This is a genomic window from Paenibacillus mendelii (assembly GCF_024498075.1).
Lineage (GTDB): Bacteria > Bacillota > Bacilli > Paenibacillales > Paenibacillaceae > Paenibacillus_Z > Paenibacillus_Z mendelii.
This window is the reverse complement of the sequence record NZ_JANHOF010000006.1, coordinates 191,090-217,172: the sequence shown is the minus strand read 5'-3', so window position 1 is coordinate 217,172 and position 26,083 is coordinate 191,090. Positions and strand designations below refer to the sequence as shown.

Sequence of the window (26,083 nt, the reverse complement as noted above, 5' to 3'; positions counted from 1 at the left end):
CTTCCCTGAAGGAACACAGTACCCTTAGTACTTGTTCACTCTCAGGTGTGTGATCGCAATCAAGACACAATAGCTGAGCATCAAGCATACGAAGATTAACTTCGTGAAAGATATGATATGTAACAGCTGTTCCCGCTCCAATAGCATCGTGAACAAGTCGGTTAACAGCACCTTCGGTCTTGTAAACACGTCCCAGCTGTTCCACCGGATGAACCGTCCGATATAGATTCCATAGCTGGCCAGCAGCAGCACCGTTACGGCGAATATCCAGCTGATCGTTCGTCCGTACAACCCTTTAACCAGCTCCTGTACCGAGTATAACGTATAGAAGCTGAGCAGCAGCCCGATTACCGCGGCGGTGAAGAACAACAAGAGGTGATGCCAGAACTCCATTTCAAACAGAAACGGAATGCCCGGCTCCGGTTTATAATGGATGAAAGGGTGAAGGATATCCGTGACCAAATAAGCCGAATTGGGATAGAAGAACAGCCAAAGCAGCAGGATCGGAATGACAGACAGCAATCGTGCACCGCGCTTCATATTCAACCCGATTACAAGCCAATCCAGTATGAGCGCGAAACCAACCGGCACCCAAGCAAGAAACATGTCCCAGTTTAAATACAAATAGATGCTTCTACCCGTATATTCCCGCAAGTAAGCCCCAAGGGCCAGACAGCATAGTGTAGAAATGAATAGAAGTATTAGTACGATGAGCTTATTTCGATTAGTGCCGAGCTTGTGCAATAGCAGTCGAATCGCCTCCCGGGACGGATATGCCTATAAGACGACGGCTTCATCCAAAAAGTTCCTTGTTCCCCTTTACGAGAAGGTGACCCGTTCTCCACTTCAGCGCTCGAGCTTGCTACGTCTTCGCACCATACCTTTTCTTCTTCCCATCGACTTCCAGTTCAATACCGATTTCTCTGGACCAGCCGGAGAATCCAGTTCCATCTATTTGCCTGCCATTGAACGTCGTGCCCATATTAATCCTCGTATGAGGCGGGAGCGTGAACGTCATGGGCTCAAACTCGATCATGGTGGCCGCACGGATTAAATACGGCCTGACCGTTACACTCTTTTCTTTACCGTAATTAATCAACGAAATCGAGCAGTCCGCTTCCACACTCGCTTCTTCCGATTGATAGCTGCATTGACTGCCCTTCTTGGAATAAGCGACGGAGGAGATGGTTGTCGAGTTATAATGAAACAGAATCATAAGGTTCTCGGATACCCATGGAAAGAGCCACACAAATACAATACCGCTGAGTACAATTCGACTCCGTATCTTGGGGAATCTGAGTTGGTAGTGCTTAACAGCGCCAAAATAACCGACGGCGAGCATGATCAATCCTGCGATAACCGAAATATGTATCCCGGAATCGTATTCTGTATTGGTCCAAGGCGGTATTCCTATCTCTCTGAATATATCGTCTCCGAAAGAATAGCCAAGATGATGGTTGGCGATAAGCAGCAAACCGACCAGAATGAGAATAAAAAACAGAAATTCTTTTCTACGCAAAACGTCACTCCTTATCTACTTACTTCCACTCAACGTCATGATTCCCCCTCCGACCTAGCATACTTTTACTATACTTTACCGTATCCTAGTCACTTTTACGATTCATTAGCAAAAAGAAAGATCCCCCGGATATTCCGGAAGGATCCTCGTCCTTGCCTATTTACTCTGACTCATTAACCGTCGCGACTTTCCCCTGAGGAAGCTTAACCGCTTTCACGTCCAGCCGCTCGACAACCGTGCTGATCACGAAGTCCGGAGGCTGCTGATTACGGCTGTTGCGATGCCCCTCGATATGCGCCGGGCTCTTCTCCCATGACTTCCACGCCTCTTCCGATTCCCACCGGACGATGACGACAACCTGCTCCTCCTCGTCATTCCTGCGGCCCTTCTTGACACTCACGGTCAGATCGATAAAGCCTTCGATTTCGGTCATCGGACCGCCGGGTTTGCTGAAACGCTCGATAACCTTGTCCGAATTGCCCGCCTTGACGGTAATTGTTCTCATTTGAATAAGTATATGAATCTCCTCCATCCATTCAGTCTTCCTGCTTCAACCATTCACATCCATTATATTTGATAACGATTCTCATTGTCAATTTGTATACACCGCACCACATGTGAAAAAGAGGGAGAGATTCCGGCGGCTCTGCCGGCATCTCCCCCCCTTCTATCAGCTATGGACGCGTAGAATAATTTTACCTGTGTTTTTATTCTGCTCCATATATTCATGAGCGTCGTCTGCCTGCTCCCAATCCCACACCGAATCTACGACCGGCTTCATGCGTCCATCTGCAAAGCGCGGCATCGCAAAGGATGCGAACTGCTCGGTCAGACGGATTTTATCCGCAGGAGACTTGGAGCGAAGTGCCGTTCCAATAACCTGTTGTCTGCGTCTGAGCAGCAGGCCTAGATCCATCTCTTGGACCTTGCTTCCGCCCATTGTCCCGACGATAATAAGACGGCCGTCCATCGCCAGTGATTCGATGTTCTGTTCCCAGTATGGCGCACCGATAAAATCTAAGATCACGTTAACGCCCTGACCATCGGTAGCTTCCTTCACATGAGGAGCAAACGGACCTGCTTTATAATCGATTGCGCGGCTTGCGCCAAGCTCAAGACAGGTACGGCGTTTCTCCTCACTGCCCGCTGTTACGATAGAAACAGCACCTGCTTCTCTCACAAGCTGAATCGCCGCTGTCCCTACTCCGCTTGCCCCGGCATGAATCAGAACCGTTTGACCGTGAGTAAGCCCTCCGAGAAGAAACAGATTCATATAAGCCGTCAGAAAGACTTCCGGTATGGCGGCAGCTTCTTCGAAAGAGAATGAATCGGGAATGCGGATCGCCATACCCGCCGGAATGACCGCACGCTCTGCATATCCGCCCCCAGGAAGAAGGGCGCATACACGATCCCCTGGTTTAAAGCCGGATACATTGCCGCCAACCACTTCGACCACACCAGCCATCTCAAGACCAAGAATGGTCGATGCTCCTTGCGGAGACGGATAAAGTCCACGCTTCTGCAGCAGGTCTGCCCGGTTAAGAGCGGTAGCTTGAACGCGTACAAGCAAACCGTCCTCGGTAATCCGGGGATCTGCGGCTTCCCCAATAGACAGCCGTTTCGTATGTTCATCAACAAGTACAGCTTTCATCATGATGGTCTCCTTCCTCCTTTATAGAATAATACCGCTGGCCAGGGACGAATGTGCCCTGCCAGCGGCAGACATGAATAACGGAATCAATCCTGCGGCCTTGTTCCTGGCTCCAAACCGGATTCGGAGGCCGTCATGACCGGCTTCACGGTAAGGTCAGCATGTACGCGCACCTGACAGGAGAGCCGGATGTTCGGTTCCGTAATGCCCTTTGCATTGAGAATCGCCGCTTCTGCTTCGCCGATCGGGCCTGCGTCCCCCTCCAGAATGTCGACGCGGCAGGTCGTGCATCTGGCATTACCGCCACATCGGTGCAGGATATCTACTCCATGATCCTCCAGAGTCAGTACAAGCTTCCTTCCTTCTTCAACTTGAAACGTGCCTCTTCCTTCTACTTGAATTGTTGGCATCATTACAACCTCCTCATAAAAGTAATTACCTATTCCGCGCATTGTGAAACAGGGCTGCTGCGGAATGAAGTATCCTTGCGTTATTCCGTCCAATGGAGGAAAAGTTCGCCATCTCCGGCAGTCTAGCAGAATTATGGCACATGTACAAGCCGAATTCACTTTACCTGCATATCTCAAGATAGCCCCGGGCTTTTCCGCGACTGAAGCGCCTCCCCAATCCAGGTTAGTGGTTTTCATGCAACTTTTTCCGATTTGAATCGTCATAAGAATTGGAGGTGTTCAACATGAAGAACATACGATTTGGGGTCCTGAGCTTGATTATGATGCTTGTATTGGCAGCAGCGCTGACAGCTTGTACGAAAGATGAAACGCCGAAGAGCGACCCGGCGAATAATTCCGCCAATGATTCGAACAATGGTTCGAACAATGGTTCGACTAACGGACCGGCGAACGGCGTAGAAGAGCCAGGCGTTCCGAACGATGAATCGCAGGGTGACCCAGGGAAGGATCCACAAGAGGATCCAGAGAAAGATCCGCAGGATAACACGAAGGGTAATACGAATGGTGAGTCGAAGGATCCTTCGACTGCGACCAAACAGGGAACCGGTATATACAACGGACAGATGGACTCGCATTCCATTGAAATTCAGACCGCGGACGGTCCGACCGCTTTTCAGCTGGCAGATGGTATGGAAGCCGTCTTGGAGAAGCTGAACGAGGAAGATCCTGTTTCGTTCGAGTATGTGGAAAAAGCGATTGAAGGCGATAGCACAAACAAACAGCTGGTGCTCACTAAACTAGAGAAGGCAGCATCTAAATAATACTTTGCTTTTTTGGGGGGATACGATGAGAACCGTTCGATTGGCTTTTCTTCTTGTTCTGGTTGTCGTTATCTTGGCCGCATGCGGAGTGAAGGAAACAAAGGTTGAGGATGGCAAAGCAGAGCCTGACACGAAGGTAACCGGCGATGGATCAAACACTGCCCCGATTGCGCAGGCAGCAGCTGATCCCGAGCTGATCAAGTCCTACCTGAAGGAAGTGAGCCTGACTCATGGTGATATTTACTTGGATGGAAGCATCGTGCATGTCAACATCGTCGGCCTCACACCTGAAGTAACGTCCGCGTTCGAGAAACGTTTCGTTCCATCGACATTCCGCCTGCACAATGTGCGCTTCTCCATCGATGAGCTGAATCAGGCTCAGGAGAAGCTGCATGAACAAGACCTGTACAAGAAGCTTAATCTGTACAGCTCAGGCATCGATGTCATCAACAATCGCGTGACAATCTCCATGCCGGACGACGCAGCAGACAAGGTAGAAGAGATCGAGAAGGTCGTGAATAAAGAGCTGATTTCTTATGAATTTGTAGCGCTTGGCGAGCCGCATATCATTGGCAGCATCGCTGAAGTGGATGCCGCGGGCAAGCGTATTCTCGTGCATGAGGACGGCGAAGAAAATCCGAACCTTTGGTTCTCATTCAATGAATTTTCCAAGCTATCGCGCGAGGACGGGAGCAATCTCTCCTTCGATGATTTCAAGAAGGGGCAGCGCGTCAAAGGTTGGACGACCGGCATGGTTATGGATTCTTTCCCCGCTCAAGGAACTGCACGCAAGGTTATTCTCTTAGCGGAGTAGTAAGCCATCTATCTTACACAGCAATAATCAAGCTACCCGGTGGATTTCGATCCACCGGTTTTTTTGTTGCTTAAAACAGGAGCATAATGCACAAACTGTAAAAAACCCAAAGAGGAGGAGGATCTTTTTGCGTATGCCTGATAAACGGCTATTGATTCTGCTTATTGTCGTCGTCATAACCGCATGCAGCCAACACGAAAAGAAGCCTAAGGAGCAGGATCTTCTTACTATAAAATCAAAATCGCAGCACACAGCTCCTGCGAAAAAGGTCATTCTTATTGTAGCGGACTCCTTAATGAGCCACTCCATTGAGAGAGGCATTGCGCAAAATGAGCTGCCGGCCCTTCAGTTTCTCATGAAGCATGGCCGTTATTACAACGATGTTGTGAGCTCGTTTCCGACCATGTCGGTCACCATCGACAGTACGCTGCTTACCGGCACATACCCGGACAATCATCACGTTCCGGGACTCACCTGGTACTCCGCCGATGAACATAAGGTCATCAATTACGGAACCGGTCCAACCGAAGTGCTGCGTCAAGGTATGGATGAAGTGCTCTTCGATGCGCTTGTCCATTTGAATAGCTCCCATCTGAACCCGAAGACATTAACGATATACGAACGTTTAGCTAAGCTTGGAAGGACAACAGGCTCTATTAACGGGCTTATCTACAGAGGAACTGAAGATCATAAGCTGTCCCTACCAAGATGGCTTCAATGGCCGACCTCCCTGCCTGCCGAGATAACGGTTAAAGGGCCGGATTTCATGACATTCGGCGCACTTTCCAATCCGATGAGCGGCAAGCTTCGACTCCCGAACGGTCCGACACAGAAGCTGGGCTTTAATAACGACTATGCAATTAAAGTCTTGAATGAATTAATCCGGACCCGTACTCTGCCCGATTTCTTGTATGTCTATCTGCCGGATCTGGATCAGAAGATGCATCGGAACGGCCCTAATGAATTCGATGGAGTCGTCGCCATAGACCGCCAGCTTCAATCCGTCCTGCAAGCATTCGGTTCCCCTTCTCAAGCATTGAAGGAAGCCATCCTTATCGTTGTCGGAGACAGCGGGATGAGTCAGATTCTAGAGACCCGCGAGAATCCCGTCGTCGATTTGCCCAAGCTGCTGCAGACCTATCAAGTGCTTCGAACAGGCGATGCCATTACAGAAGAGACGGACATCGTGCTCGCGGTGAACGAAACGATGAGTTATGTGTATAAACTGCACGAGAAGGACAGCCTTCGAGCGATCGCGGACGTACTAAGGGAGGAACCGCGGCTGGATTTGATTGTTTGGAAAGAGGATGGTTGGGTCCATGCGGTTCAGGCCGGTACGGCAAAAGAACTGCGGTTTAAAGCCACCGGCATGGTAAAGGATCGTTATGGACAATCATGGACCGTTCAAGGCGATAACCAGGTATTAGATCTGCAAGTCAATGTCCCTGCTCATACAGTAGAGTACGGCCGATACCCGGATGGGCTTCGCCGTCTGTGGGGGGCCCTGCATTCCCACAAGTCCGATTACCTTGTTGTCACGGCCAAGCCCGGGTATGAATTGAGCGACTTGAGCTCTCCTCATCATAAGGGCGGGGGCGGTCATGGCTCTCTCGTAGTCGAGGAGTCGCTGGTGCCGCTGCTCATTGCGGGAACGGACCAACAGCCCGCAACCTTACGTTTGAAGGATTTGCAGCCTTATCTCATCAAGCTGCTGTCTGAGCGTGCCAAATCCCCTTAAGAACCAATGAGAATGTACGTCATGACTGACCTTGTATAAAAGAAAAAGAACGCATCATGCCCAGGGGGCAGATGCGTTCCATCGCGCCGTCAGCCCAAGGCTGACTATTTCGTAACAACTCGATAGCTTTTCCATAATGAGGGAATATCCGTACTGCTTGCTTCATATCTCATAAACCAGCAGCCGGGGAAAAATGTAAAGCGTTTCGCGATCACTTGGCATAACGAGAAGCGAGAGGGTCAAAAAGAAGCTTCACGGCTTTGCTTCGTTCCCGTTCCCCTGGGCGGATCCGCATGCCATGCAGAAGCGGGAGTCGCTGTCCATCTCCGCATTGCAGACCACACAGGCTTTGGTTGCCTGTTCCGGTTCGACTTCCGAGATTGTCTCCGGTTCAATGATCTGCAGCTGTTCATGCTCTTCGAAGCGATGTCCGCAGCCGTTACAAAATTTAGACGCATACGGAACCGTGTTGCTGCAGCCCGGACAATGCTTCTCGTTCTTGATTTCGCTGATCTTCATTTCAAGGGAAACGACTTCCCTCTGGAGATTCAGAATCTCTTGGCTAATGGCATGAATCTGTGGCTCTGCAGCAGTCAGATCATGATCCTGATAAGCGTCGAAAACAAATTGCCCCATCTGTGCCAAACACTTGTCGATCTCTTTGCGCTTCGTCGAAATTTGGCTGTTAAGACGTGTTACCTCTACGGTTTGTTGAGCCATATCGGCGGCTTTTGTAGCCCCTTGTTTGATTTTGTCAAAAATCCCCATTGAAACTCCCCCTCCAGACAAGTGGATGTATCCAAAATAAATAGCACCTGCGCATGAGGAGGTGCTTCCTGCTCATTGGTTATGTAAAATTTCACCCTAATTATTTACGAACCCACCGCAGAAGTCAACAATATAATTACAGCTTCAACATTTTTCTAGCAAGCACCTGAATTAAGGACCTAGTGCGGCAATAGGCATAAAGGATGAAAGCACGCAGCCAACTGGTTCAAAAGATATCTTCCATCCTCTAGCCTACTCCCCACACGCTCACTCCGGCTTCTTCGACCATGTCTGGCTCTTGGTCTTGCGCTCATTCGCAGAGTCCTCGATGAGCTCAGCCAGCCGTTTGCGCCGCGTCTCTTCCCTCTTCGCACTGACGATGAGCCAGATCGCCGTCTTCCGGTAAGAAGCCGACATAGACTGAAAGTACCTCCACGCTTTCTCGTTCGCCCGGAACTGCTCTTCCTCCGAATCCGATAATTGCGCAGCATCCTTTTGCTCATGGGCATAAATAGCCGATTTGTCTGCCTTGCGCTGCTCGAATGCGCGCATACCTTCCGCACGCATTCGTCCTTCCGCATCCAGCTCCGCTACACGCTGAATATTGACAGCACTCCAGATGCTGCTCGATTTGCGCGGCGTGAACCGAATCGTATAGCTATATGCGTCGATACCCTTGCGTATACCATCAATCCAGCCGAGACATAATGCCTCGTCGACGGATTCCGGCCAGGTCATGCTGGGTTTACCGGTGCCTTTCTTGTAATAGCCCACCCAGCAATCGGCCGCTTCATCATGATGCTTCTCCAGCCATTCCCGGAACTCAGCCGGATTTGCGAAGAATATCGGGTACACGGACTGTTTGTTCCACATTAGTGTCATCGCTCATTCTCCTTTGGACCTGTTCCTTCCGGCTTACTTCTTGTGCATCTTAAATTCAAGGAACAGCTCATTGTAATGCGATAGCATGCGCTTGCCCAGATTATCGTACACCTCAAGCTTCGCGGTCACGTCGTCCTCCGGATAGAAGCGCGTATCGCCCGAGATGTCCTCCGGCAGCAGCGCAAGTGCATCCTTGTTCGGCGTAGAGTAACCGACGTATTCGGCATTCTGCGCAGCATGGTCGGGATCCAGCATGAAATTGATGAACGCATAGGCGCCCTCGAGGTTGCGCGCCGTCTTCGGTATGACCATGTTATCGAACCACAGGTTCGAGCCCTCTTCCGGCACAACATAATCCAGCTTGTCATTCTCATCCATGATCTCGGATGCATCGCCTGACCAGACGACGCCTACGGCCGCCTCTTCACCGGCGAGCAGCATCTTAATTTCATCCCCGACAATCGCTTTGACATTGGGCGTCAGCTCGCCAAGCTTCCGCTTCGCTTCCTGCAGATGGTCTTCATTCGTATCGTTAAGAGAATAATGCAGGCTGTTCAAGCCGAAGCCCATCACTTCGCGTGCCCCGTCCACTAGCAGAATTTGATTGCGCAGCCGGGGATCCCACAGATCGTTCCAGCTTGTCAGCTGCCAGCCATCCAACAAGTCCGGGTTAAATACAATGCCAACCGTACCCCAGAAATAAGGAATCGAATAGCGGTTGCCGGGATCGAACGACAGATCCAAGAAACGGTCGTCAATATGCTTCAAATTGGGCAGCTTGCTGTGATCGATGGGAAGCAGCAGGTCCTCCTCTTTCATTTTGCTAATCGCATATTCCGAAGGAACGCTGACGTCGAACGTCGTGCCCCCTTGAGCGATTTTCGTCATCATGGCTTCGTTGGAGTCGAAGGTCTGATAGATCACCTTGGTGCCGCTCTCCTCCTCGAACGTCTTGATGAGCTCAGGATCGATATAATCCCCCCAATTATAAATCGTCAATGTATTGCCACCCGAATACCCTTGCGACTTATTCAGATAAGAGGTCAAGTACATGAGCGCGAATGCGACCAGAAAGATAACGGCGAAAGTGCGGATCAGCTGTTTCATCCGTCATTTCCCCCCTTCTCTTACAGCCGGCCGGCTGTTCCGCCGGTTAATGAAGTAATAGCCGATGACGAGAACAATCGTGAATAGGAAAAGCAAGGTCGACAGCGCGTTGATCGACAGCGAGACACCCTGCCTGGCGCGCGAGTATATTTCCACAGAGAGCGTCGAGAAGCCGTTCCCCGTTACGAAGAAGGTCACAGCGAAGTCATCTAGGGAATACGTCAGCGCCATGAAGAAGCCGGCGAAGATGCCCGGCTTGATGAACGGCAGCACAACCTTGGTCAGCACATCCAGGCTGCTGGCGCCAAGATCCCGAGCCGCATCGATTAGCGATGGACTCATCTCCTGCAGCTTCGGAAGGACCATCAGCACTACAATCGGCACGCTGAAGGCGATGTGCGAGAGCAGGACGGAGGTAAAGCCGAGCCGAATGCCGATCATCGTAAATAGAATCAGGAAGGACGCCCCGATGATGACGTCAGGACTGACGATTAGCACATTATTGAAGGACAGCAGGGCATTGCGCGGCTGTCTCCTGCGCACATGACGGATAGCCAGCGCGCCAATCACGCCCAGCATGGTCGAGATCGCTGCGGACAGCAGCGCGATCACGAATGTGTTCAGTACGATGATCAGCAGCCGCGTATCCGCAAACACCTCGCTATACCACTCCAGCGTAAATCCCTCGAAGCTGTGCATCGTTCCGCCGCTGTTGAAGGAATAGACCATGAGGTAGATAATCGGCGCATATAGAATCGCGAAGACAGCGAAGAGGTACAAATTCGACCACCTGAATGTCTTATTCATGCTCCCGCTCACCTCCGGTTCCCAGTTATTATCATAATAATCGCCATCGCAATGATCAAGAAGACGGCGATCGTCGCCCCCATGCCCCAATCCTGCGTCACGAGAAAATGCTGCTCTATGGCAGTACCAAGCGTAATGACGCGGTTGCCTGCAATGAGTCTTGTAATCATAAACAGTGATAAAGCCGGAATGAATACCGCTTGGCAGCCCGCCTTCACCCCATCAAGCGTAAGCGGAAAAATAACGCGGCGGAATGTCGTCCACGAGGATGCGCCTAAATCACGGGACGCATACACGAGGGACGGATTAAGCTCTTCAAGCGCGTTATAGATGGGCAGCACCATGAACGGAATAAAAATATAGACCGAGACGAAGATGAAGCTGAAGTCGGTAAACAAGATTTGCTGCGTCCCGATGCCAACCATCTCAAGCACCGCGTTTGCAAATCCATACGTGCCGAACAGCCCAAGAAACGCGTAAGCCTTGAGCAGCAAGTTGATCCAGCTCGGCAGGATAATAAGCAGCAGCCACAGCTGCTTATGTTTCAAGCGCGTGAGCAGATAAGCCGTCGGATAAGCGACCAGCAGGGAGAACAGCGTAATGAGCAGCGCGTACCAGAACGAGCTGAACGTCATCCTCATATAGACTGGCGTGAAGAACTTCGCATAGTTACCGAGCGTAAACTGTCCTTCGACGTCGAAGAACGAGTAGTATACGATGAGCACAATAGGCGCAACGACGAAGAGCGCGATCCATGTTATGTATGGAACCAGGTATAGATTGCGCGTTCTATTCACCATGCGGAGCACCGACCTCGCTGTACGACTCCAGCCGCTTATCGAACTCTTCCTCCGTCTCGTTAAACCGCATGACGTGAATAGCCTCCGGATCAAAGTCGAGACCGATCTCTTCACCGACGACAGCCCGCTTCGTCGAGTGAACCAGCCACTTATTTCCCGCATCGTCGAACCCGAGAATTTCGTAATGGACGCCGCGGAACAGCTGGGATTCCACACGGATTTGCAGCTTGCCTTGGCCGTGTGCAGTGATCTCCAGATCCTCCGGACGAATCACGAGCTCAACCGGCTCATTCGGATTAAGTCCCTGGTCGACGCATTCGAAGGACTTACCGGCAAATTCCACCACGAAGTCCTGCGTCATCCGCCCCGGAATAATGTTCGATTCCCCGACAAAATCAGCGACGAAGCGGTTAATCGGTTCATCATAGATGTCGATAGGCGTTCCGCTCTGCTGGATCTTGCCTTCATGGAGAACGAAGATTTCATCCGACATCGCAAGCGCCTCTTCCTGATCATGGGTAACGAAGATGAAGGTGATCCCGAGGCGGCGCTGCAGCTCGCGCAGCTCGTACTGCATCTCCGTGCGCAGCTTAAGATCGAGTGCGGACAACGGCTCGTCCAGCAGGATGATCTCCGGTTCATTCACAATTGCCCGCGCGATGGCGACACGCTGCCGCTGACCCCCGGACATCTCCGTAATCTCGCGGCTCCCGTAGCCGTCAAGGTTGACGAAACGAAGCGCTTCATTCACTTTGGCGTTAATGTCGGCCTTGCCGAGCTTCTTAACGCGCAGACCGAAGGCCACATTCTCGAATACGTTCAGATGCGGGAACAGGGCGTAGTCCTGAAACACCGTGTTGACCTGCCGTTTGTTAGCCGGAACGTTATTAATAATGCGTCCATTGAAATGAATGTTGCCTTTCGATGGCTCAATGAATCCGGCTATAAGTCGAAGAATCGTCGTCTTCCCACAGCCCGAGGGACCGAGCAGCGTATAGAACTTGCCTCGTTCAATTTCAAAGCTGACATCGTTCAACACCGGTGAGTCGTTGTCATATTGCTTGGTCACCCGATCGAAGCGGATGATCGTTTGATCCGTCATTTCACTGTTTCCCCTTTACATGATTGGTGATCACCGGGACCGGCATTAACCCTACATGGTTAGTTTACCCAATTAGCCCGCCTGCATAGCTCAATGTGTCTATCATATACGAAAGTCGCCGTCCTCTAAAGTGGAAATTGTGCCAGCCGGACAATACCTGACATGAATTGGAATTGAAGGGGGTTTCGTGCTGTAACGCCTGCCAGTAATAGACGTTCTAAGAAAAACAGTCAAAAAAAAACGGGAACAAATTTCGTTCCCGGGCGATCTATTATTAGCTGCCGTCACTTTGATAGTTGCTATGCTCTCAACGACTTCCGCTTCCTGGTTGTCCTGTCGGACATCCCTTCGAGCTTGTACGGGCTTGAAACTCGGGTACATTCTCAAACATCTGAAGAATGCTTGGATTCTCTTCTCTCTTATCGCATTAGATCAGCCTTGCCGAATGGTAAGTACCACATTACCTACCTTATGTCCTTGCTCCACATAGCGGTGGGCTTCTGCCGCTTGCTCCAGCGGATAACGGCGGTCGATGACCGAATGCAGCCTCCCCGCTTCGATCAGCTCCTTAAGACACATCAAATCTTCCGCGTTTTCCTTCATGGTCCCCCCGATCACCTTCTTGCCGCTCGTCAGGTTGGTCCATAACCCGCGAACGATCGGCAGAGGACTCAAGTGTACCGCACGCAGATAGAAGCCCCTCGGTGCAAGACGCTTGATGCAAGCCTCGAAAGGACTCTTCCCTACCGTATCAAAAATAATATCGTATGCCGAACCGTCATCCATGAACGACTCCTTCGTGTAATCAATGACGCGGTCGGCCCCCAGCGTTCTGACCAGTTCCACATTCGACGTGCTGCAGACTCCGGTCACTTCTGCGCCGAAATGCTTGGCGAGCTGCACGGCATACGTCCCCACGCTGCCCGAGGCTCCATAGACGAGCACGCGGCTGCCGCTCTGGATGCTGCCCTTCCGGAGAAATTGTAAGGCGGTATAGGCGCCGACCGGAACCGCGGCCGCCTCCTCGAACGTCATGTTCGCCGGCATAAGCGCAACAGCGCCGTTCTCGGGCAAACATTTAAATTCGGCATACGCGCCGAAGCCGTTGCCGCACGCGGCATAGACGGCATCCCCCGGCTTGAACCGGGTAACGCTGCTGCCAGCCGATTCAACCACGCCCGCCAGTTCGTATCGCCTGCAGGCGGTCGCTTACCGGATGCTCCGATCTCTGAGCGAAACGGATGACGCTGTACAGGAGTCATGGATACGCTTAGTCGCTCTGAAGTTGCGAAGTTGAGAATATGGGAGGATGGCTGACAACAATCGTCTCGAGGGTGTGTCTGGATATACTGCGATTCCGTAAATTTCGGCGCGAGGAGCTTACGATGGCTAGTGTACCTGAACCGGCTGCTAGCCACCAAGACGGAATCAACCCCGAGCACGAAGTGTTGCTGGTATGATTCTGTCGGTCTTGCGATGCTGGTGGTCAAGGAGCTACTGCCGTGAACTGTAACCCGAAAGATGGACAATAAAAAGTGCCCATCTTTCGGGTTATAGTTCACGTAAACAGCTATATGGCGGTATTTTGGATGACTAGCCCGACAGTGATAAGACCCCTTTATACATACGAAGCGTTCTACGATAGGCGCGTTTCATCCGGCCCATCTGTCCGGCGTAACATCTCTCAGGCTTTTGAAGCGCCTGTTTAAGCGGCACAATCCGACAGCTGCTTTGCTCGTCATCCTTCGAGATACATACCCATGTCGGTATGTAATCAATACCTGCGAGCTGGACGGAGCCGCTGGTTGTTTTCCGAATCCTGATTCGAACAATAATACCGGTTAAAGCGGCATCCTTGCCGTTTAGCCGCGTAGAAATAAAGTTGCCCAGTGAGTAGATCGCAAACCGTTTTCTCGACCGTCCGTCTATATCTTTCACAGTGCGACACACCGCTGGCTGAAGAACATGCGGATGTGCGCCAAGAACCACATCAGCTCCCTGACGAAACAAGAATCGGGCCAACTTCTTTTGGTGGGCGGCTGGACTTCGGTGATATTCAAATCCGTAATGCATGCAGACTATAATGAAATCCGATATCACCCGCAACCGTTTCAGATCCTGCTTCATGCACATGCGTACGATCTTCTTGACGCCGGCAGGCTGCCCCTTTGGAACCGTATTGCCGTTCGTGTCCCTCGTATACGAGAGTATGCCGATACGAATCCCCCCGACATCTTGAACACAGAGCTTTCGAGACTCTTCCCTGTTCCGGTGCGTTCCGACATGGGCAATCCCGTTCTTATCAAGTACTTCGAGCGTCCGTTTGAGTCCGTGAACGCCATAATCCATGCAATGGTTATTTGCCGTAGCAAGCACATTGAAACCAACGGTCTTCAAAACCGAAGCGAAGATATCCGGACATTTGAAGATCGGATTACCATTCTTCGGATTCCGTCTCGTCTTCATGTACCCGTCTGCCGAACCACCTGCAAAGGTTGTCTCGAGATTACCTATTGTCAGATGCGCATCCTGCAGATATCGGGAAATCGGTTCAAACACCTGCTCGAAAGCATAATGCACGTTATCTTTGTCGAATGAGCCACCTCGTTTGTCACGGGTACATATTGACCGAATCAGCAGTGGTTTCATCAAGAGATCCCCGACCGCGGCAATGATAATATCATCAGACATGCAATCTTCCTTTCTATAGTCTAAGTTTTTTAAAGCCATTATATGCGATTCCACCTGATTTCGACATTTAATAGGAACGAGTCGATTACTCGGATAACCGTTCCTCGTAACCGCTCCCAGCCATTTATTTTGATTAGTCCGTTTAACCTATTTGGTTTTAGTTGCGGCTGGCTACTTCTGCATAACTGCCGTTCTTATTATGGGATTAGCCAGTTTTTTTATTGGCTGACCTCTTTTGTTCTTAAGGGGATAAGTAACGGTAAGCCGGGGTCGTATGTAACTGTCTATGGGACCGGGTGGAAGGTGATACAGAAATGAATCCAGTAATCAGACTGGATATAGCTAAAGGAGAAAGTCCGGTTCTGGCCTTCTTAGACAAAGGAACGCCAGGGGAGGGTGCACCCCAAGGGCGATGTGGAGATCCCCTGGACGGTGCGGTCATATCAACTATCCATAGGTTTGGAACGAAACGATCCTAAGCTCTGTTCCCGCCTACGTTCTTACAGAAAACCATGGTGCAGACAACATTCTCCACCAGCACCTCTTATGAATCCGCAGTATCGATCATGAGTCCTTGATTGACGCCTCTCCTAGACGCGGCTTGTGCGAATCGTCCCACTAGCGATGCCCGCGTATGAATCAGCATCATCGGGACGAGCCGGTCTGTTCGCCGCCCGATTCGCTCCTTTCCTTCCGGATGCAGGACCGATAATAACAACCGCAGATAGGACGTGGACAATCGTTTGATCATACCGGACTTTAACGGGCGCTGTTCGAATCCGAGCCCATGCGTAAGTCCGCGATGGAGCAGTGTTACGCCCATCAACGCTTTTACCTGCGATAGCTCGGGGGCGGCGTCTATGGCGACGGTGATTTGCTTCATCGAATCGCGTACGGATCGCGCCACAATTAAAGCTGTACGATCCGACCCGCCGTTCTGGAGCAGGTAAAGTATTCGGTCGTTATCCAGGTGAAGCTCACCGATCCAATCACCGCTGCTAATCAAGGTTCCGTCTTCACATGCGATGCTCTCCCCGCGATGCCTCCTTACCATGACTTTACAAATGCCATATTGCGAAGTATGGGCGCTTCGCCAACGGGACAGCAGCTGAAAGCCCTTTTCCCACATCATCCAGAGTGATTGTATGATCACCTTCCACTCCATGCCATACCCTCTCTCCATCTTGTATCGTTGTGCATTGCCGACATAGGCATAGATTCGTCGTTAAATCGTACGCCTCTTCGTGAACCACCAGCCCCCAGCCAGAAAGAGGCAGCTGAGCAGGAAGGTCAGCCCGAAGCCCTGCAGTAGGGAATCGTTGAACAGCAGCGTTAGAAATCCATCGGCCACTTTGACCCGGAGCGAGGCGATCGAGGTACCAATCGGAATAGCCGCGATTAAGACGACCCAAATGATCCAGCCTGCGACGTGACGTAAACTAGAGAACAAGAGGTTTAATAATGAAGCGAGCAGCATATAGGTGCCGAATTGGTATAAGAACATGCCTGCCAAGCCGAATTGATCCCAATGAAAGACCTCCAATATATTTAAAGTATTATAATAGTCCCGAATAAAGCCGATCTCGAGCTTCAACCACACGATATTGAATAGAGCGAACAGGGCTGACCACATCGTATAAATCGTTATTAAGCCGGTATAATACTCTTTGCGCGAAGCACCCAAGTTTATAATTCGCTTATAGAAGCTGACCGGAAGGACAACGGCCATACAAATCAGAATAATAAGAAGCATATTGCCGCTCGACACATTGGTATTGTCACCACTCCCGGCAAATTGGCCGACGATAAACTGAACGAGGATGTTTACCACGATAATGCCCAGTATGATATATAAGTACAAGCGCAGCTGAAGGAATGACGCCTTGATAAGGATATTCATCTTATTCAACATGCTCGCCCCCTTCGATCAGATAGGCAAAGAACTTCTGAAGCGGCAGCCCGTCAATTGTAATGCCCAATCTGCCGGCTTGAGCCCTCTCCGCTTCCCCAATCTCATCGTATACGGCCACAAGAGCGCCATTCCCGTAATTCTCTTCATAGATGACGCGCTTCCCGCTCGTAAAGGCGCGAACAGCCTCGCTGCTGCCTTTAAGCAGATGGGAATGCGTTCGAATATTGTCTACATCGTCATCCAGCAGGATGGTTCCGGCATCCATAATATAGATTCGCTCAACAACCATCGCGATCTCGTCGATCAGATGGGTGGACAGCAGGATCGTACGTGGATGCTCAGCATAATCCTCCACGAGCAGACGGTAGAATTTCTCCCGCATAAGCACATCCAGCCCCAGCACCGGCTCATCGTAGATCGTCAGCGGAGCTCTGCTCGCCAGACCGATAATGTTGCCAACGAGCGACTCCATCCCTCTGGACAGCTGACGAATTTTCTTATTCGGATTCAGCTTGAACGTCCGAACTAATTCATTGGCGAGCGTCCAATCCCAGTTCTTATGAAACGAGGAGGCAAGCTCCAGGATTTCGATGACCTTGGCGCCGCCGAAAAAGAAGTTCTTCTCCCTCACATAACAGATGTCTCTTGGCGTATCGCCCTGTCTCAGCGGTAAGCCGGCGATTGCAATATCGCCATAGTCGGGAAAAACGCCGCCGGTTATCATATTAAGCAGCGTCGTTTTTCCCGCTCCATTGCGGCCGAGAAGCCCATAAATCGTATTCTCCTCCAGCTTCATCCCCAAATTGCGAACCGCATCGGTCTTGCCGTAACTCTTATTCACATTCGTACATTCCAGAATGGCATTCACGCACAACTCAGCTCCTTTTCCCCTGTTTAATCATCTCGATGATGTCCTCCGTGCTCATCTCCAGCTTGTCGGCCTCATCCAGCAGCTTGAGCACGAGTTCATTGTAGAACCGGTCCCGCCTTTTGGTCATAATGGCCTTCTTTGCGCCAGCAGCTACATACATCCCTAATCCCCTCTTCTTATACAAGATACCTTCATTCACGAGCAGAGCGATTCCCTTAACCGCCGTTGCCGGATTGATCTGAAAGGTCTTTGAAAATTGTGCCATGGAGATGATTTGATCTTCTTCATGGTAGGTTCCGTTCAGAATATCGTCCTCGATCATTTCGGCGATTTGTTGGAATATCGGCTGCCCGTTATCAAAGCTAACCTTCATATGATCACCCTACTAGTATGTTAGTCATGCAACATACTATAATACTTAAATTTCCGATTGTCAATTATTTCATTCCAGAAACAATCCGGGCTTAACCTTCGTTTAGATAATTAGAATGCTGACTCGCTAAGCAATCCTGCACGTCAACACGTACAGGATTTGAGTAAAACAATGGTGAATAATGCATGATGAAATTGGGTATGAACTTGATAATCAGGGGTGCAGGGCAGGATCAAGCTGTGAATAGCCTCACGCCTAGAGGGGATGAGATTAACCAATGAAACGAAAAGCCGTTCTTATCACTGCCATGGGAGAGCAAACCTTCACCGCCGGGCAGCGTGCCCGTCTTGAGGCTGCTGGCATCATCCAGTACCACCGATCGCTTTCTCCCCTTTCACCTGAGCAGCTCACTACACTTTTGAAGGATGCTGACGTAGCCGGACTCACTCCCCGTTCAGTTCCTGTTATAGACAAAGAATCGCTGGGCGGGCTTACGAAGCTTAAGGGGATCACTATCTTCGCTACAGGCGTCGACTATATCGATACCGCGTGGTTAGAGAAGCAGGGCATCGCGCTCGTTAATCTTCCGGAGTATTCCACGATCTCCGTCGCCGAGCATACGATGGGCCTTCTGCTCACGCTATCCCGCAGGATTCATCTCAGTCAAGATCGCGTCCGGGGACGAGTGCCGGCCGGAACATCGCTACGAGGCTGGGAGCTGCGCGGCAAGACGATCGGATTGATCGGCCTTGGCCGAATTGGCAGCTGCGTAGCCGAGCTGGCCGCTGCTTTTGGCATGCGCGTGCTCGGGTATGATCCTCGTCCAGAGCGGGCCGCCGCCGTCACAAGGGTCGACTTGGAGGAGCTGCTTACCTCCTCCGACATTGTCTCTCTTCACTATCCGTCCAGCTGGGGAAGCTCGCACAGCTTCGGGGCAAGCCAGCTTAGTCTCATGAAGCAGGGTGCGGTCCTCATTAACGTCTCCCGCTCCGCGCTCGTGGAAGACGAGGCGGTCGTTGACGCCATCGAGCAAGGCCGACTTCGGGGCTATGCGGTCGATGACCGCTTCTCGCTCGCAGACCGGGCACAGCAGCTCATTGCTGAGGGGCGCATTGTGCAAACAGGCCATACCGCGTGGTATTCCGATGAAGTGATCGAGCGGGGCTACGAGGCCATGGTGAATAATGTCATCGGTCTGCTGACAGGTGATTCAGAGGATACGTCCTCATTATGGTCGAGAGGAATGAATTCGGATGCCTAGCAGTAAGCAGCAGGAGCGTGCAACAAGCAGAGCGGCGTTAACGCCAACGGACAGGCTGCTGCACATGGAGCGATGGCTTATTATAGCGGCTTTCAGTATAAGCGCCCTCCTCGTGTTATTGATGGTCGCCGCAAAATGGCCCCGCTACTGGGAGTACATCGCCTCCGAGCAAACCCCGATGACCTGGCTGCAGAGCATCGTCTGGTTCGGATGCGGACTGCTTGCTCTGTTAAGTCTGATGCTCGTCTATGCCAAAGAAGGACTCCGCATGAAGGCCACTGTATGGCTGATGCTCGCGTCAGCTTGCTTCTTCCTGATGGCCGACGAACGGTTCGCCCTTCACGAGCGAATCCGGGATCATTGGTTGAAGCCTGCCGATATACGGCTGCTGCCCTGGATGGGGGCGGGCGACTTTATTATTCTCATCTATGCCTTGGTTGCACTTAGCTTTGTCGGCTACATCTATCGGGTGTTCAAGGCTCGCAAATCGGCATGGATATGGCTGTGTATCGCAGCCGGGCTTGCCGCCATTGCCGTTGGCATGGACTCCTTCGATGTTTCGCAGATGTCGAAGGATACAGAGCGGCTGGAGCAGTCGCTCGAGGAAATCGTCGAGCTGGCATCGGTGCTGGCCTTGTTCAGCTCGAAGCTGCTCATGCTCGGTCACTACATCTCCATAGGGATGGAGATGGGCAAGCCCCTTGCGGAGTCTTCCAAGTGAGGCAGCCCATATTGCACTGACATCATCTATGCAAAACCCATGATGGCTCACGGCATTCACCGTGGGCCATCATGGGTTTCGTGTATATCCGCCGCAAATTGTCTGCACCTACAAGCTGCATCCCTACAAAAAAAGGAAATAAGTGTTCGTCTAGCCAATACATTAACAAGGCTGCGCAAGCCAATGAACATGAACAAGAGAGGAAGCACCCTATGCTGTGGGAAAACTTAACCGTTAAACAGTTTGAAGAGGCTGTCATCTCGACAAACCGAGTCTGTGTACTTCCTATTGGCTGTCTTGAAAAGCATGGCGACCATCTCCCCCTCGGTACGGATATGATGATTGCTAGAGCGGTTGTGGAACAAACCGCTGAGCTCGAGCCTGTCGTTATCTTTCCGTATTATATCTTCGGCCAGGTCTCGGAGGTGAAGCATTATGCAGGAACAGTAGCCTTGAGCGGCGAGATGCAGATGCGGCTTTTGAGCGAGGTATGCAAGGAAATCAGACGCAACGGCTTCGACAAAATCATTCTTGCCAACGGTCACGGGGGCAACAATAACATGCTGAAATATTTTGCCCAAACCATGCTCGACGAGCGCAAGGATTATGTTGTCTACACCTATGATTTGTGGGAATTAAACAGCGGGCAGCTGCAGCACCTGGAGAGCAGTTTCGAAACGCCTGGCGAATACGGGCATGCCGATCATATGGAAACCTCCGAAATCATGCATATCGATCCTTCACTTGTTTATATGGACCGGCTAAACCCCGGAGAGTGGGATTCACAAGGCAGGGCCCGCTGGCTCGCAGAGCACAACGTTACGGCCGGCATTCACTGGTACACCGAGTTTCCCAATCAAATCGCGGGTGATCCCTCCCTCTCTACGGCGGACTACGGCAAAGTCTACATCGATTTCTGCTCGCATAATTTTGCAGAGGCCATCCGTCAGATCAAGAAGGACGAAACCGTCCTGAAGCTTCAGACGGAGTTTTTCGATCGCTGCGACGAGGTTGCACGGATCCCAGGTACGGCCAAGAAGGATAATGAATGAGCATCGTACCTTTGGCGTCTGCCTTCGATCCGTTGAGGTATGGCGGGAAAGCCGTTCAATTAGGAGCGGCGCTGCGTGCAGGATTGCCGGTGCCTGCCGGGTATGCCGTTTCCCACGAAAGTGTCCAGCGAATCACAGCCGGTGACCAAGCAGCCGTTCATGAACTAAGGGAAGCCGCCGGCTCATTAGCACGGAGACTTGCCGTTCGTTCGTCGGCCGTTGATGAGGATGGGGATCAAGCCAGTTACGCGGGCGTTTACACAACCCTGCTTAACGTTACGGACGAAGACCGTTTATTCGAAGCCATTCAGCAAGTGGCCGACTCCGGGAAATCAGCCCCAGCCATCGCTTATCGACGAAAGCAAGGCAGAGCAGCCCTGTCCCCCGTTAGTGTCATTATGCAAGAGACCATCGAGTCCGACTGCTCGGGGGTGATGTTCACTAGACATCCCGTAACAGGACAAGACGAACGTGTCATTGAGGCATGCTGGGGGCTCGGCGAGAGTATCGCCTCCGGTCGTATTATTCCCGATATGTACACGGCGAGCAGAGGAGCCTCCTCGATCCACGTTCAGATCGGGGATAAAGAAACGGCAATCGTTCACGATGAGCATGGGGGGACGAATGAAATTAAGCTCGACGCTTCCCTCAGCCGGCAAGCCTGCTTATCGGAGCAGCAGGTGCGTCAGCTCGACCAGCTTGCGGCACAGTGTGAGGCGGTATTCGGTGATGCGCTCGATATCGAATGGGCTTACGCAGAGAACCGGTTATATCTGCTGCAATGCCGCAGAATAACCGTATGACGGCAGCACAAGATGCCCCTTTCCGACCAGCTCCGGGGGCATCTTGTGCATTGTAAATCGTTTTATTAAGGCGTTCCCCAGAACCCGATCGAGATAACACCGGCGGTAATTACACCCGACATCGCAATTCGCTGCCAGCCGTTAGACTCCTTCAGCAGGAAGACGCCAAGCAGCGTCCCGAATACCGTACCCATTTCACGAATAGGAGCAACATGGGATAGCGGCGCCATATTGACCGCGAGCAGGAACAGGAAATAGGAGCCCGGCGATAATACGGCCCCGACTGAAATCGTCCGCCAATTGATCGCCAGTTCCTTCTTCATCTCTCCCGAGCGCAGGACGATCGGAGTCAGAATGAGAATGTAGGCGATATTGCCGAGTTCCAGCAGCGACAATGGCGACAGGTAATGGAGCAGCGTCTTGTCGATCAGGACGTAGCCGGTGATACAAAGGCCATTCATGAAGGCCGGTACCAAGTAGTACATCATCGAGTGTTCGCCCTTTACTCTCTTTCCGGCAAAACCGCCGATGACGAACAAGCCGGCCGCGATGCTTAATACACCTAACCATCCGACAAGCGATAAGGATTCCCCATACAACCAGACACTGACGATAGGGACAAGCAGCGCCCCGGTTCCCCTCATGATCGGATACGTTCGGGACATGTCTCCACGCTCGTAGGCTCTTGGGAGCAGTAGAATGTACAGACATTGAAACAGCAGCGAGCCCCCCATTAAGAGAATACCCTTGTAGCCGAACCCACCTTTGCTTAGCTCCATGATGAAGTTCGGCAGCAGTGTCACCGTGGCGAATATATGAATCCACCATAGGAACACACGCTTATTCTTACTCGTCTTCGTAAACAAATTCCATACCGCATGTGTTAAGCCCGAGCATAGAACAAGCAGCAATGCGACGATCATTCTTCTCACTTCCTACATAACGAATTCATCAATACGGTGTTATCTTAACGCCGCACAGCCCTATAAGTCAATATAAAAAACAATCAATAACAACCAAACACACATTTAATAATTATTGGTCCGCAGCCGTCCATTGCCCATGCTGAAGAACCCCAGCCATACGGCCAGGGTTCTTCAGCATATACGAGATTGGAGCATAAGCCGCTGCACAGGCAGAAGGTTCATCCCATTACGGTTGTTCCCGGATTTCCTCGAATGACTTCATCAGAATGACAGGGCCCCGCTACGCCTTCAATGACGGAAATCCAAAATAGTGGCGGGCATTCTGGTAGGAGATGTCCTCCACCATCGTGCCGAGCAGATCCATGTCATAAGGCGCTTCGCCGCGTACAACCCACTCACCGAGCAGGCTGCATAGAATCCGGCGGAAATACTCATGCCTCGTGTATGAGAGGAAGCTGCGGGAATCGGTCAGCATGCCGACAAACCGGCTGAGCAAGCCCGTATTGGCGAGCGCATTCATCTGCTCGAGCATGCCGTCCTTCGTATCGTTGAACCACCATGCTGAACCGAGCTGTATTTTGCCCGGCACCGATCCGTCCTGGAAGCTTCCCATGATCGTGCCCATCACGTAATAATCCTTCGGATTGAGGGAATATAGAATGGTCTGGGGCAGCGCTCCCGCCGACTCCAGCCCGTCGAGCAGCTTGGCAAGCGGGTAGGCGAGCTGACCATCGTGGATGGCATCGAAGCCCGTATCCGGGCCGACCGCTCCGAACATCCGGCTGTTGTTGTTGCGGCTCGCATGAATGTGCAGCTGCATCGTCCAGCCCAGCTTCGCATAGAGCCGTCCGAGGAAGAGCATCGTATGCGTCTTGTATTTGCGCTCCTCTTCCACGCTCACCGGCTGACCGGAAAGCGCTTTAGCGAATATGGCCGATACTTCTTCCGCCGTCGTCTCCTCATACGGGACCACATCGAGCGCATGGTCGGACACCAGACAGCCCGCCTCATCGAAGAAGTGGGCGCGCTCCTCAAGCGCAGCCAGCAGCCGGGCATAATCCGTTATGGCCGCACCTGTCGCCGTCTCCATTCTCTTGATCCAAGGCAGGAACGTATCGCGGCGGATTTCCAAGCTTTTGTCTGGACGGAATGAAGGCAGCACCGCACAGTCAAAATCGTCAAGCTCCCGTATGCCGATGTGATATTCCAGCGTATCTGCCGGGTCGTCCGTCGTGCAGATGACACGCACATTGCTCTTGCGGATGAGCTCACGCACGGTGAAATCCTGGTCTTGCAGCTGGGCATTGGCACGTTCCCAGATTGATGGCGCATTCTTCTTGTTAATGAGGTCGGTAATCCCGAAATAACGCTGAAGCTCTAAGTGCGACCAGTGATACAGCGGATTTCCAAGGGTGCTCGGAACCGTCTGCGCCCATGCCAGAAACCGGTCGTAATCCGTGACTCCTTCCCCGCCTGTCACGAAGGGCTCTGCAATGCCGTTCGCGCGCATCGCCCGCCATTTGTAGTGATCCCCATATAACCAAAGCTCTGTCAAATTGCCGAACCGTTTATTCTCGTAAATTTCCTGCGGACTCAGATGGCAGTGATAATCGATAATCGGCTGCTTGGCGGCAACTTCATGGTACAGCTGCTCCGCCACCTCGTTTGACAGCAAAAAGTTATCATCCAAGAACGGTTTCACCTTCATGCGTTCCTCCTCTTGCGCGTTAATGAAATTTGACCAAATCCTCGACCTTGACGGGCTGCCCGGTCCGGATGGACCGATTGGCCGCAATTCCTGTCAGAATCGAACGCGCTCCATCCATATGATTCGCCGCACGCTTATACCGATCCTCCACCGGCGTGCCAAAAATATCGTTGAGCAGCACCGGATCGCCTCCGCCATGTCCGCCTATACCTTCTTCGACATCCACCTTATATGGTGCCTCGAACATCGGGAACACGGTCATCGTTTTGCCTTTGAGCGCGCCTTCCAGTGCTTTATCGCCGCCTGAATTAACATAGGAGGTCTCGACGATTGACATTTCGAGCCGGCCCTTCGTGCCGTTAAAGGCAATCCGATAGCCTTCCCAAGGCATGTAGGCATTGAGTGAATAGGTCAGTATCGCGTTGTTCTTATAGCGAACCATCACGCCCATCGTATCCTCAATGCTGATCCCGTCGCCGAACACACTCTGGTCGCGCCGGTAGCCGTCTTCCTTCTCGGCATCCAGGTACAACGCCTTCAGTTGTTCGTTGCTGTCCAAGTGGAGCGCGAACGGATCGTCCTTCGCGTTCGGATTGCCCGTTGCCCGTTCGTAGAATTTGGTCACCCCGCGCTGCTCCGCATTCTCCTTGCCGTAGAAGAGCAGGTCGCCCATCGAGAATACCGTATCCGGCTCGGAGCCGATCCAGAAATTAACGAGGTCGAAGTGATGCGTCGATTTATGTACGAGCAGCCCGCCGCTGTTGCGCTTGTCGCGATGCCAACGGCGGAAGTAGTCTGCGCCATGCTGTGTATTCAGCAGCCATTCAAAGTGGACGGAGGTTACCTTTCCGATCGTGCCGTCCTCAATCAGCTCACGCGCTTTCGTGTGATGCGGAGCATAGCGATAGTTGAACGTGACGCGCACGCTGCGACCGGTACGCTCAACCGCATCGAGAATGTCCTGGCATTTTCGCTCATCCACCGTCATTGGCTTCTCGGTAATCACATCGCAGCCAAGTTCCATGGCGCGGATAATGTAGGTATGATGGGTGCGGTCCACGCTCGTCACAATGACGGCATCCGGCTTCTCCTCTTCGATCATCGTATCGAATTGCTCCGCTTTGTAGGTATGCACCTGCTTGTAGTTGTACTTATCCACCAGAAGCTTATTCGCATAATCCATCCGCGTCTGATTCGTATCGCAGAACGCGAGCAGCTCCGACGTATCCCGGTATTCCGTTGCAATCGCCCCGTAAAAAAACTGCGCTCTTCCGCCCGAACCGACCAGAACATATTTTTTCTTCGTGCTCATTATGGCTCATCCTTTTCTCATAGTAATGAGTTAC

General features: G+C 51.8%; 27 protein-coding genes. 7 read left to right on the top strand and 20 right to left on the bottom strand.

Annotated features, from left to right (window positions below):
• Positions 1-24: 24 nt before the first annotated feature.
• The 5 genes from NNL21_RS20505 to NNL21_RS20485 all read right to left on the bottom strand — a co-directional run bounded on the left by NNL21_RS20505 (position 25) and on the right by NNL21_RS20485 (position 3,580).
• On the bottom strand, positions 25-744 hold the full coding sequence (locus NNL21_RS20505; RefSeq protein WP_204819823.1) for a DUF1361 domain-containing protein: 720 nt from the start codon (positions 742-744) through the stop codon (positions 25-27).
• 118 nt (positions 745-862) lie between these two features.
• A complete protein-coding gene (locus tag NNL21_RS20500; RefSeq protein WP_204819822.1) occupies positions 863-1,519 on the bottom strand; it encodes a hypothetical protein in 657 nt (218 codons plus the stop codon).
• Positions 1,520-1,679: 160 nt separating this feature from the next.
• Positions 1,680-2,036, bottom strand: coding sequence for an antibiotic biosynthesis monooxygenase family protein (locus tag NNL21_RS20495; protein ID WP_204819986.1), 357 nt, complete (start codon positions 2,034-2,036; stop codon positions 1,680-1,682).
• Between the two features lie 153 nt (positions 2,037-2,189).
• Positions 2,190-3,173, bottom strand: a complete 984-nt coding sequence (locus NNL21_RS20490; RefSeq protein ID WP_256555361.1) for an NAD(P)H-quinone oxidoreductase — start codon at positions 3,171-3,173, stop codon at positions 2,190-2,192.
• An 83-nt stretch (positions 3,174-3,256) separates the two neighbouring features.
• Entirely contained in the window at positions 3,257-3,580 is a 324-nt protein-coding gene (locus tag NNL21_RS20485) for a 2Fe-2S iron-sulfur cluster-binding protein (protein WP_204819984.1), read from the bottom strand.
• Positions 3,581-3,864: 284 nt separating this feature from the next.
• Between NNL21_RS20485 and NNL21_RS20480 the strand changes: the two genes are divergently transcribed.
• The 3 genes from NNL21_RS20480 (at position 3,865) to NNL21_RS20470 (ending at position 6,953) form a co-directional block, all read left to right on the top strand.
• Entirely contained in the window at positions 3,865-4,401 is a 537-nt protein-coding gene (locus NNL21_RS20480; protein ID WP_204819821.1) for a LytA/YqiH family protein, read from the top strand.
• A gap of 25 nt (positions 4,402-4,426) precedes the next feature.
• Positions 4,427-5,215 (top strand): hypothetical protein, encoded by a 789-nt coding sequence (locus NNL21_RS20475; RefSeq protein WP_204819820.1) that lies wholly within the window; start codon positions 4,427-4,429, stop codon positions 5,213-5,215.
• Between the two features lie 133 nt (positions 5,216-5,348).
• A complete protein-coding gene (locus NNL21_RS20470) occupies positions 5,349-6,953 on the top strand; it encodes an alkaline phosphatase family protein (protein WP_256555360.1) in 1,605 nt (534 codons plus the stop codon).
• Between the two features lie 252 nt (positions 6,954-7,205).
• On the opposite strand, the gene NNL21_RS20465 is transcribed toward NNL21_RS20470, so the two are convergent.
• The 12 genes from NNL21_RS20465 to NNL21_RS20410 all read right to left on the bottom strand — a co-directional run bounded on the left by NNL21_RS20465 (position 7,206) and on the right by NNL21_RS20410 (position 18,266).
• Complete coding sequence (locus tag NNL21_RS20465) at positions 7,206-7,721, bottom strand: double zinc ribbon domain-containing protein (protein ID WP_204819818.1); 516 nt, start codon at positions 7,719-7,721, stop codon at positions 7,206-7,208.
• A 267-nt stretch (positions 7,722-7,988) separates the two neighbouring features.
• A complete protein-coding gene (locus NNL21_RS20460) occupies positions 7,989-8,603 on the bottom strand; it encodes a YdeI/OmpD-associated family protein (protein WP_256555359.1) in 615 nt (204 codons plus the stop codon).
• 33 nt (positions 8,604-8,636) lie between these two features.
• Positions 8,637-9,710 (bottom strand): ABC transporter substrate-binding protein, encoded by a 1,074-nt coding sequence (locus NNL21_RS20455; protein ID WP_204819817.1) that lies wholly within the window; start codon positions 9,708-9,710, stop codon positions 8,637-8,639.
• Positions 9,711-9,713: 3 nt separating this feature from the next.
• Positions 9,714-10,517 carry an ABC transporter permease gene (locus tag NNL21_RS20450; protein ID WP_204819816.1) on the bottom strand — a complete coding sequence of 268 codons (804 nt, stop codon included), beginning with the start codon at positions 10,515-10,517 and terminating at the stop codon, positions 9,714-9,716.
• An 8-nt stretch (positions 10,518-10,525) separates the two neighbouring features.
• Positions 10,526-11,317 (bottom strand): ABC transporter permease, encoded by a 792-nt coding sequence (locus tag NNL21_RS20445; RefSeq protein ID WP_204819815.1) that lies wholly within the window; start codon positions 11,315-11,317, stop codon positions 10,526-10,528.
• The gene (locus NNL21_RS20440) at positions 11,307-12,419 is read right to left on the bottom strand and encodes an ABC transporter ATP-binding protein (protein WP_204819814.1); all 1,113 of its coding nucleotides are present in this window, start codon (positions 12,417-12,419) and stop codon (positions 11,307-11,309) included. The genes NNL21_RS20445 and NNL21_RS20440 overlap by 11 nt, the downstream gene beginning before the upstream one ends.
• Before the next feature lie 432 nt (positions 12,420-12,851).
• A complete protein-coding gene (locus tag NNL21_RS20435; protein ID WP_256555358.1) occupies positions 12,852-13,595 on the bottom strand; it encodes an NAD(P)-dependent alcohol dehydrogenase in 744 nt (247 codons plus the stop codon).
• A 417-nt stretch (positions 13,596-14,012) separates the two neighbouring features.
• Positions 14,013-15,110 carry a CapA family protein gene (locus NNL21_RS20430; RefSeq protein ID WP_204819813.1) on the bottom strand — a complete coding sequence of 366 codons (1,098 nt, stop codon included), beginning with the start codon at positions 15,108-15,110 and terminating at the stop codon, positions 14,013-14,015.
• Positions 15,111-15,654: 544 nt separating this feature from the next.
• Positions 15,655-16,275, bottom strand: a complete 621-nt coding sequence (locus NNL21_RS20425; RefSeq protein WP_204819812.1) for a YkoP family protein — start codon at positions 16,273-16,275, stop codon at positions 15,655-15,657.
• A gap of 60 nt (positions 16,276-16,335) precedes the next feature.
• The gene (locus NNL21_RS20420; protein ID WP_204819811.1) at positions 16,336-17,022 is read right to left on the bottom strand and encodes a hypothetical protein; all 687 of its coding nucleotides are present in this window, start codon (positions 17,020-17,022) and stop codon (positions 16,336-16,338) included.
• The gene (locus tag NNL21_RS20415) at positions 17,012-17,890 is read right to left on the bottom strand and encodes an ABC transporter ATP-binding protein (RefSeq protein ID WP_204819810.1); all 879 of its coding nucleotides are present in this window, start codon (positions 17,888-17,890) and stop codon (positions 17,012-17,014) included. The genes NNL21_RS20420 and NNL21_RS20415 overlap by 11 nt, the downstream gene beginning before the upstream one ends.
• A 7-nt stretch (positions 17,891-17,897) precedes the next feature.
• Positions 17,898-18,266 (bottom strand): GntR family transcriptional regulator, encoded by a 369-nt coding sequence (locus NNL21_RS20410; protein WP_204819809.1) that lies wholly within the window; start codon positions 18,264-18,266, stop codon positions 17,898-17,900.
• Between the two features lie 277 nt (positions 18,267-18,543).
• Between NNL21_RS20410 and NNL21_RS20405 the strand changes: the two genes are divergently transcribed.
• The 4 genes from NNL21_RS20405 to NNL21_RS20390 all read left to right on the top strand — a co-directional run bounded on the left by NNL21_RS20405 (position 18,544) and on the right by NNL21_RS20390 (position 22,103).
• Positions 18,544-19,527 (top strand): 2-hydroxyacid dehydrogenase, encoded by a 984-nt coding sequence (locus NNL21_RS20405; protein WP_204819808.1) that lies wholly within the window; start codon positions 18,544-18,546, stop codon positions 19,525-19,527.
• Positions 19,520-20,248 (top strand): DUF8692 domain-containing protein, encoded by a 729-nt coding sequence (locus tag NNL21_RS20400; protein ID WP_204819807.1) that lies wholly within the window; start codon positions 19,520-19,522, stop codon positions 20,246-20,248. The genes NNL21_RS20405 and NNL21_RS20400 overlap by 8 nt, the downstream gene beginning before the upstream one ends.
• A 212-nt stretch (positions 20,249-20,460) precedes the next feature.
• Positions 20,461-21,300 carry a creatininase family protein gene (locus NNL21_RS20395; protein WP_204819806.1) on the top strand — a complete coding sequence of 280 codons (840 nt, stop codon included), beginning with the start codon at positions 20,461-20,463 and terminating at the stop codon, positions 21,298-21,300.
• A complete protein-coding gene (locus NNL21_RS20390) occupies positions 21,297-22,103 on the top strand; it encodes a PEP/pyruvate-binding domain-containing protein (protein WP_204819805.1) in 807 nt (268 codons plus the stop codon). Before NNL21_RS20395 ends, NNL21_RS20390 begins: the two co-directional genes overlap by 4 nt.
• A 65-nt stretch (positions 22,104-22,168) precedes the next feature.
• Here the strand turns inward: NNL21_RS20390 and NNL21_RS20385 are convergent, their stop codons facing one another.
• The 3 genes from NNL21_RS20385 to NNL21_RS20375 all read right to left on the bottom strand — a co-directional run bounded on the left by NNL21_RS20385 (position 22,169) and on the right by NNL21_RS20375 (position 26,049).
• Complete coding sequence (locus tag NNL21_RS20385; protein WP_204819804.1) at positions 22,169-23,026, bottom strand: DMT family transporter; 858 nt, start codon at positions 23,024-23,026, stop codon at positions 22,169-22,171.
• A 283-nt stretch (positions 23,027-23,309) separates the two neighbouring features.
• Complete coding sequence (gene uxaC, locus NNL21_RS20380; protein WP_204819982.1) at positions 23,310-24,731, bottom strand: glucuronate isomerase; 1,422 nt, start codon at positions 24,729-24,731, stop codon at positions 23,310-23,312.
• Between the two features lie 25 nt (positions 24,732-24,756).
• On the bottom strand, positions 24,757-26,049 hold the full coding sequence (locus tag NNL21_RS20375) for a Gfo/Idh/MocA family protein (RefSeq protein WP_204819803.1): 1,293 nt from the start codon (positions 26,047-26,049) through the stop codon (positions 24,757-24,759).
• Positions 26,050-26,083: the final 34 nt, after the last annotated feature.

Excerpts from the sequence above, each read along its gene's own strand:
- NNL21_RS20390 (WP_204819805.1), top strand. The coding sequence starts at position 21,297 with ATGAGCATCGTACCTTTGGCGTCTGCCTTCGATCCGTTGAGGTATGGC.
- NNL21_RS20375 (WP_204819803.1), bottom strand. The coding sequence starts at position 26,049 with ATGAGCACGAAGAAAAAATATGTTCTGGTCGGTTCGGGCGGAAGAGCG.
- NNL21_RS20485 (WP_204819984.1), bottom strand. The coding sequence starts at position 3,580 with ATGCCAACAATTCAAGTAGAAGGAAGAGGCACGTTTCAAGTTGAAGAA.
- NNL21_RS20465 (WP_204819818.1), bottom strand. The coding sequence starts at position 7,721 with ATGGGGATTTTTGACAAAATCAAACAAGGGGCTACAAAAGCCGCCGAT.
- NNL21_RS20430 (WP_204819813.1), bottom strand. The coding sequence starts at position 15,110 with ATGTCTGATGATATTATCATTGCCGCGGTCGGGGATCTCTTGATGAAA.
- NNL21_RS20455 (WP_204819817.1), bottom strand. The coding sequence starts at position 9,710 with ATGAAACAGCTGATCCGCACTTTCGCCGTTATCTTTCTGGTCGCATTC.
- NNL21_RS20400 (WP_204819807.1), top strand. The coding sequence starts at position 19,520 with ATGCCTAGCAGTAAGCAGCAGGAGCGTGCAACAAGCAGAGCGGCGTTA.
- NNL21_RS20470 (WP_256555360.1), top strand. The coding sequence starts at position 5,349 with ATGCCTGATAAACGGCTATTGATTCTGCTTATTGTCGTCGTCATAACC.
- NNL21_RS20420 (WP_204819811.1), bottom strand. The coding sequence starts at position 17,022 with ATGTTGAATAAGATGAATATCCTTATCAAGGCGTCATTCCTTCAGCTG.
- NNL21_RS20385 (WP_204819804.1), bottom strand. The coding sequence starts at position 23,026 with ATGATCGTCGCATTGCTGCTTGTTCTATGCTCGGGCTTAACACATGCG.
- NNL21_RS20405 (WP_204819808.1), top strand. The coding sequence starts at position 18,544 with ATGAAACGAAAAGCCGTTCTTATCACTGCCATGGGAGAGCAAACCTTC.
- NNL21_RS20490 (WP_256555361.1), bottom strand. The coding sequence starts at position 3,173 with ATGATGAAAGCTGTACTTGTTGATGAACATACGAAACGGCTGTCTATT.
- NNL21_RS20480 (WP_204819821.1), top strand. The coding sequence starts at position 3,865 with ATGAAGAACATACGATTTGGGGTCCTGAGCTTGATTATGATGCTTGTA.
- NNL21_RS20410 (WP_204819809.1), bottom strand. The coding sequence starts at position 18,266 with ATGAAGGTTAGCTTTGATAACGGGCAGCCGATATTCCAACAAATCGCC.
- NNL21_RS20450 (WP_204819816.1), bottom strand. The coding sequence starts at position 10,517 with ATGAATAAGACATTCAGGTGGTCGAATTTGTACCTCTTCGCTGTCTTC.
- NNL21_RS20475 (WP_204819820.1), top strand. The coding sequence starts at position 4,427 with ATGAGAACCGTTCGATTGGCTTTTCTTCTTGTTCTGGTTGTCGTTATC.
- NNL21_RS20460 (WP_256555359.1), bottom strand. The coding sequence starts at position 8,603 with ATGACACTAATGTGGAACAAACAGTCCGTGTACCCGATATTCTTCGCA.
- NNL21_RS20425 (WP_204819812.1), bottom strand. The coding sequence starts at position 16,275 with ATGGAGTGGAAGGTGATCATACAATCACTCTGGATGATGTGGGAAAAG.
- NNL21_RS20440 (WP_204819814.1), bottom strand. The coding sequence starts at position 12,419 with ATGACGGATCAAACGATCATCCGCTTCGATCGGGTGACCAAGCAATAT.
- NNL21_RS20395 (WP_204819806.1), top strand. The coding sequence starts at position 20,461 with ATGCTGTGGGAAAACTTAACCGTTAAACAGTTTGAAGAGGCTGTCATC.
- NNL21_RS20445 (WP_204819815.1), bottom strand. The coding sequence starts at position 11,317 with ATGGTGAATAGAACGCGCAATCTATACCTGGTTCCATACATAACATGG.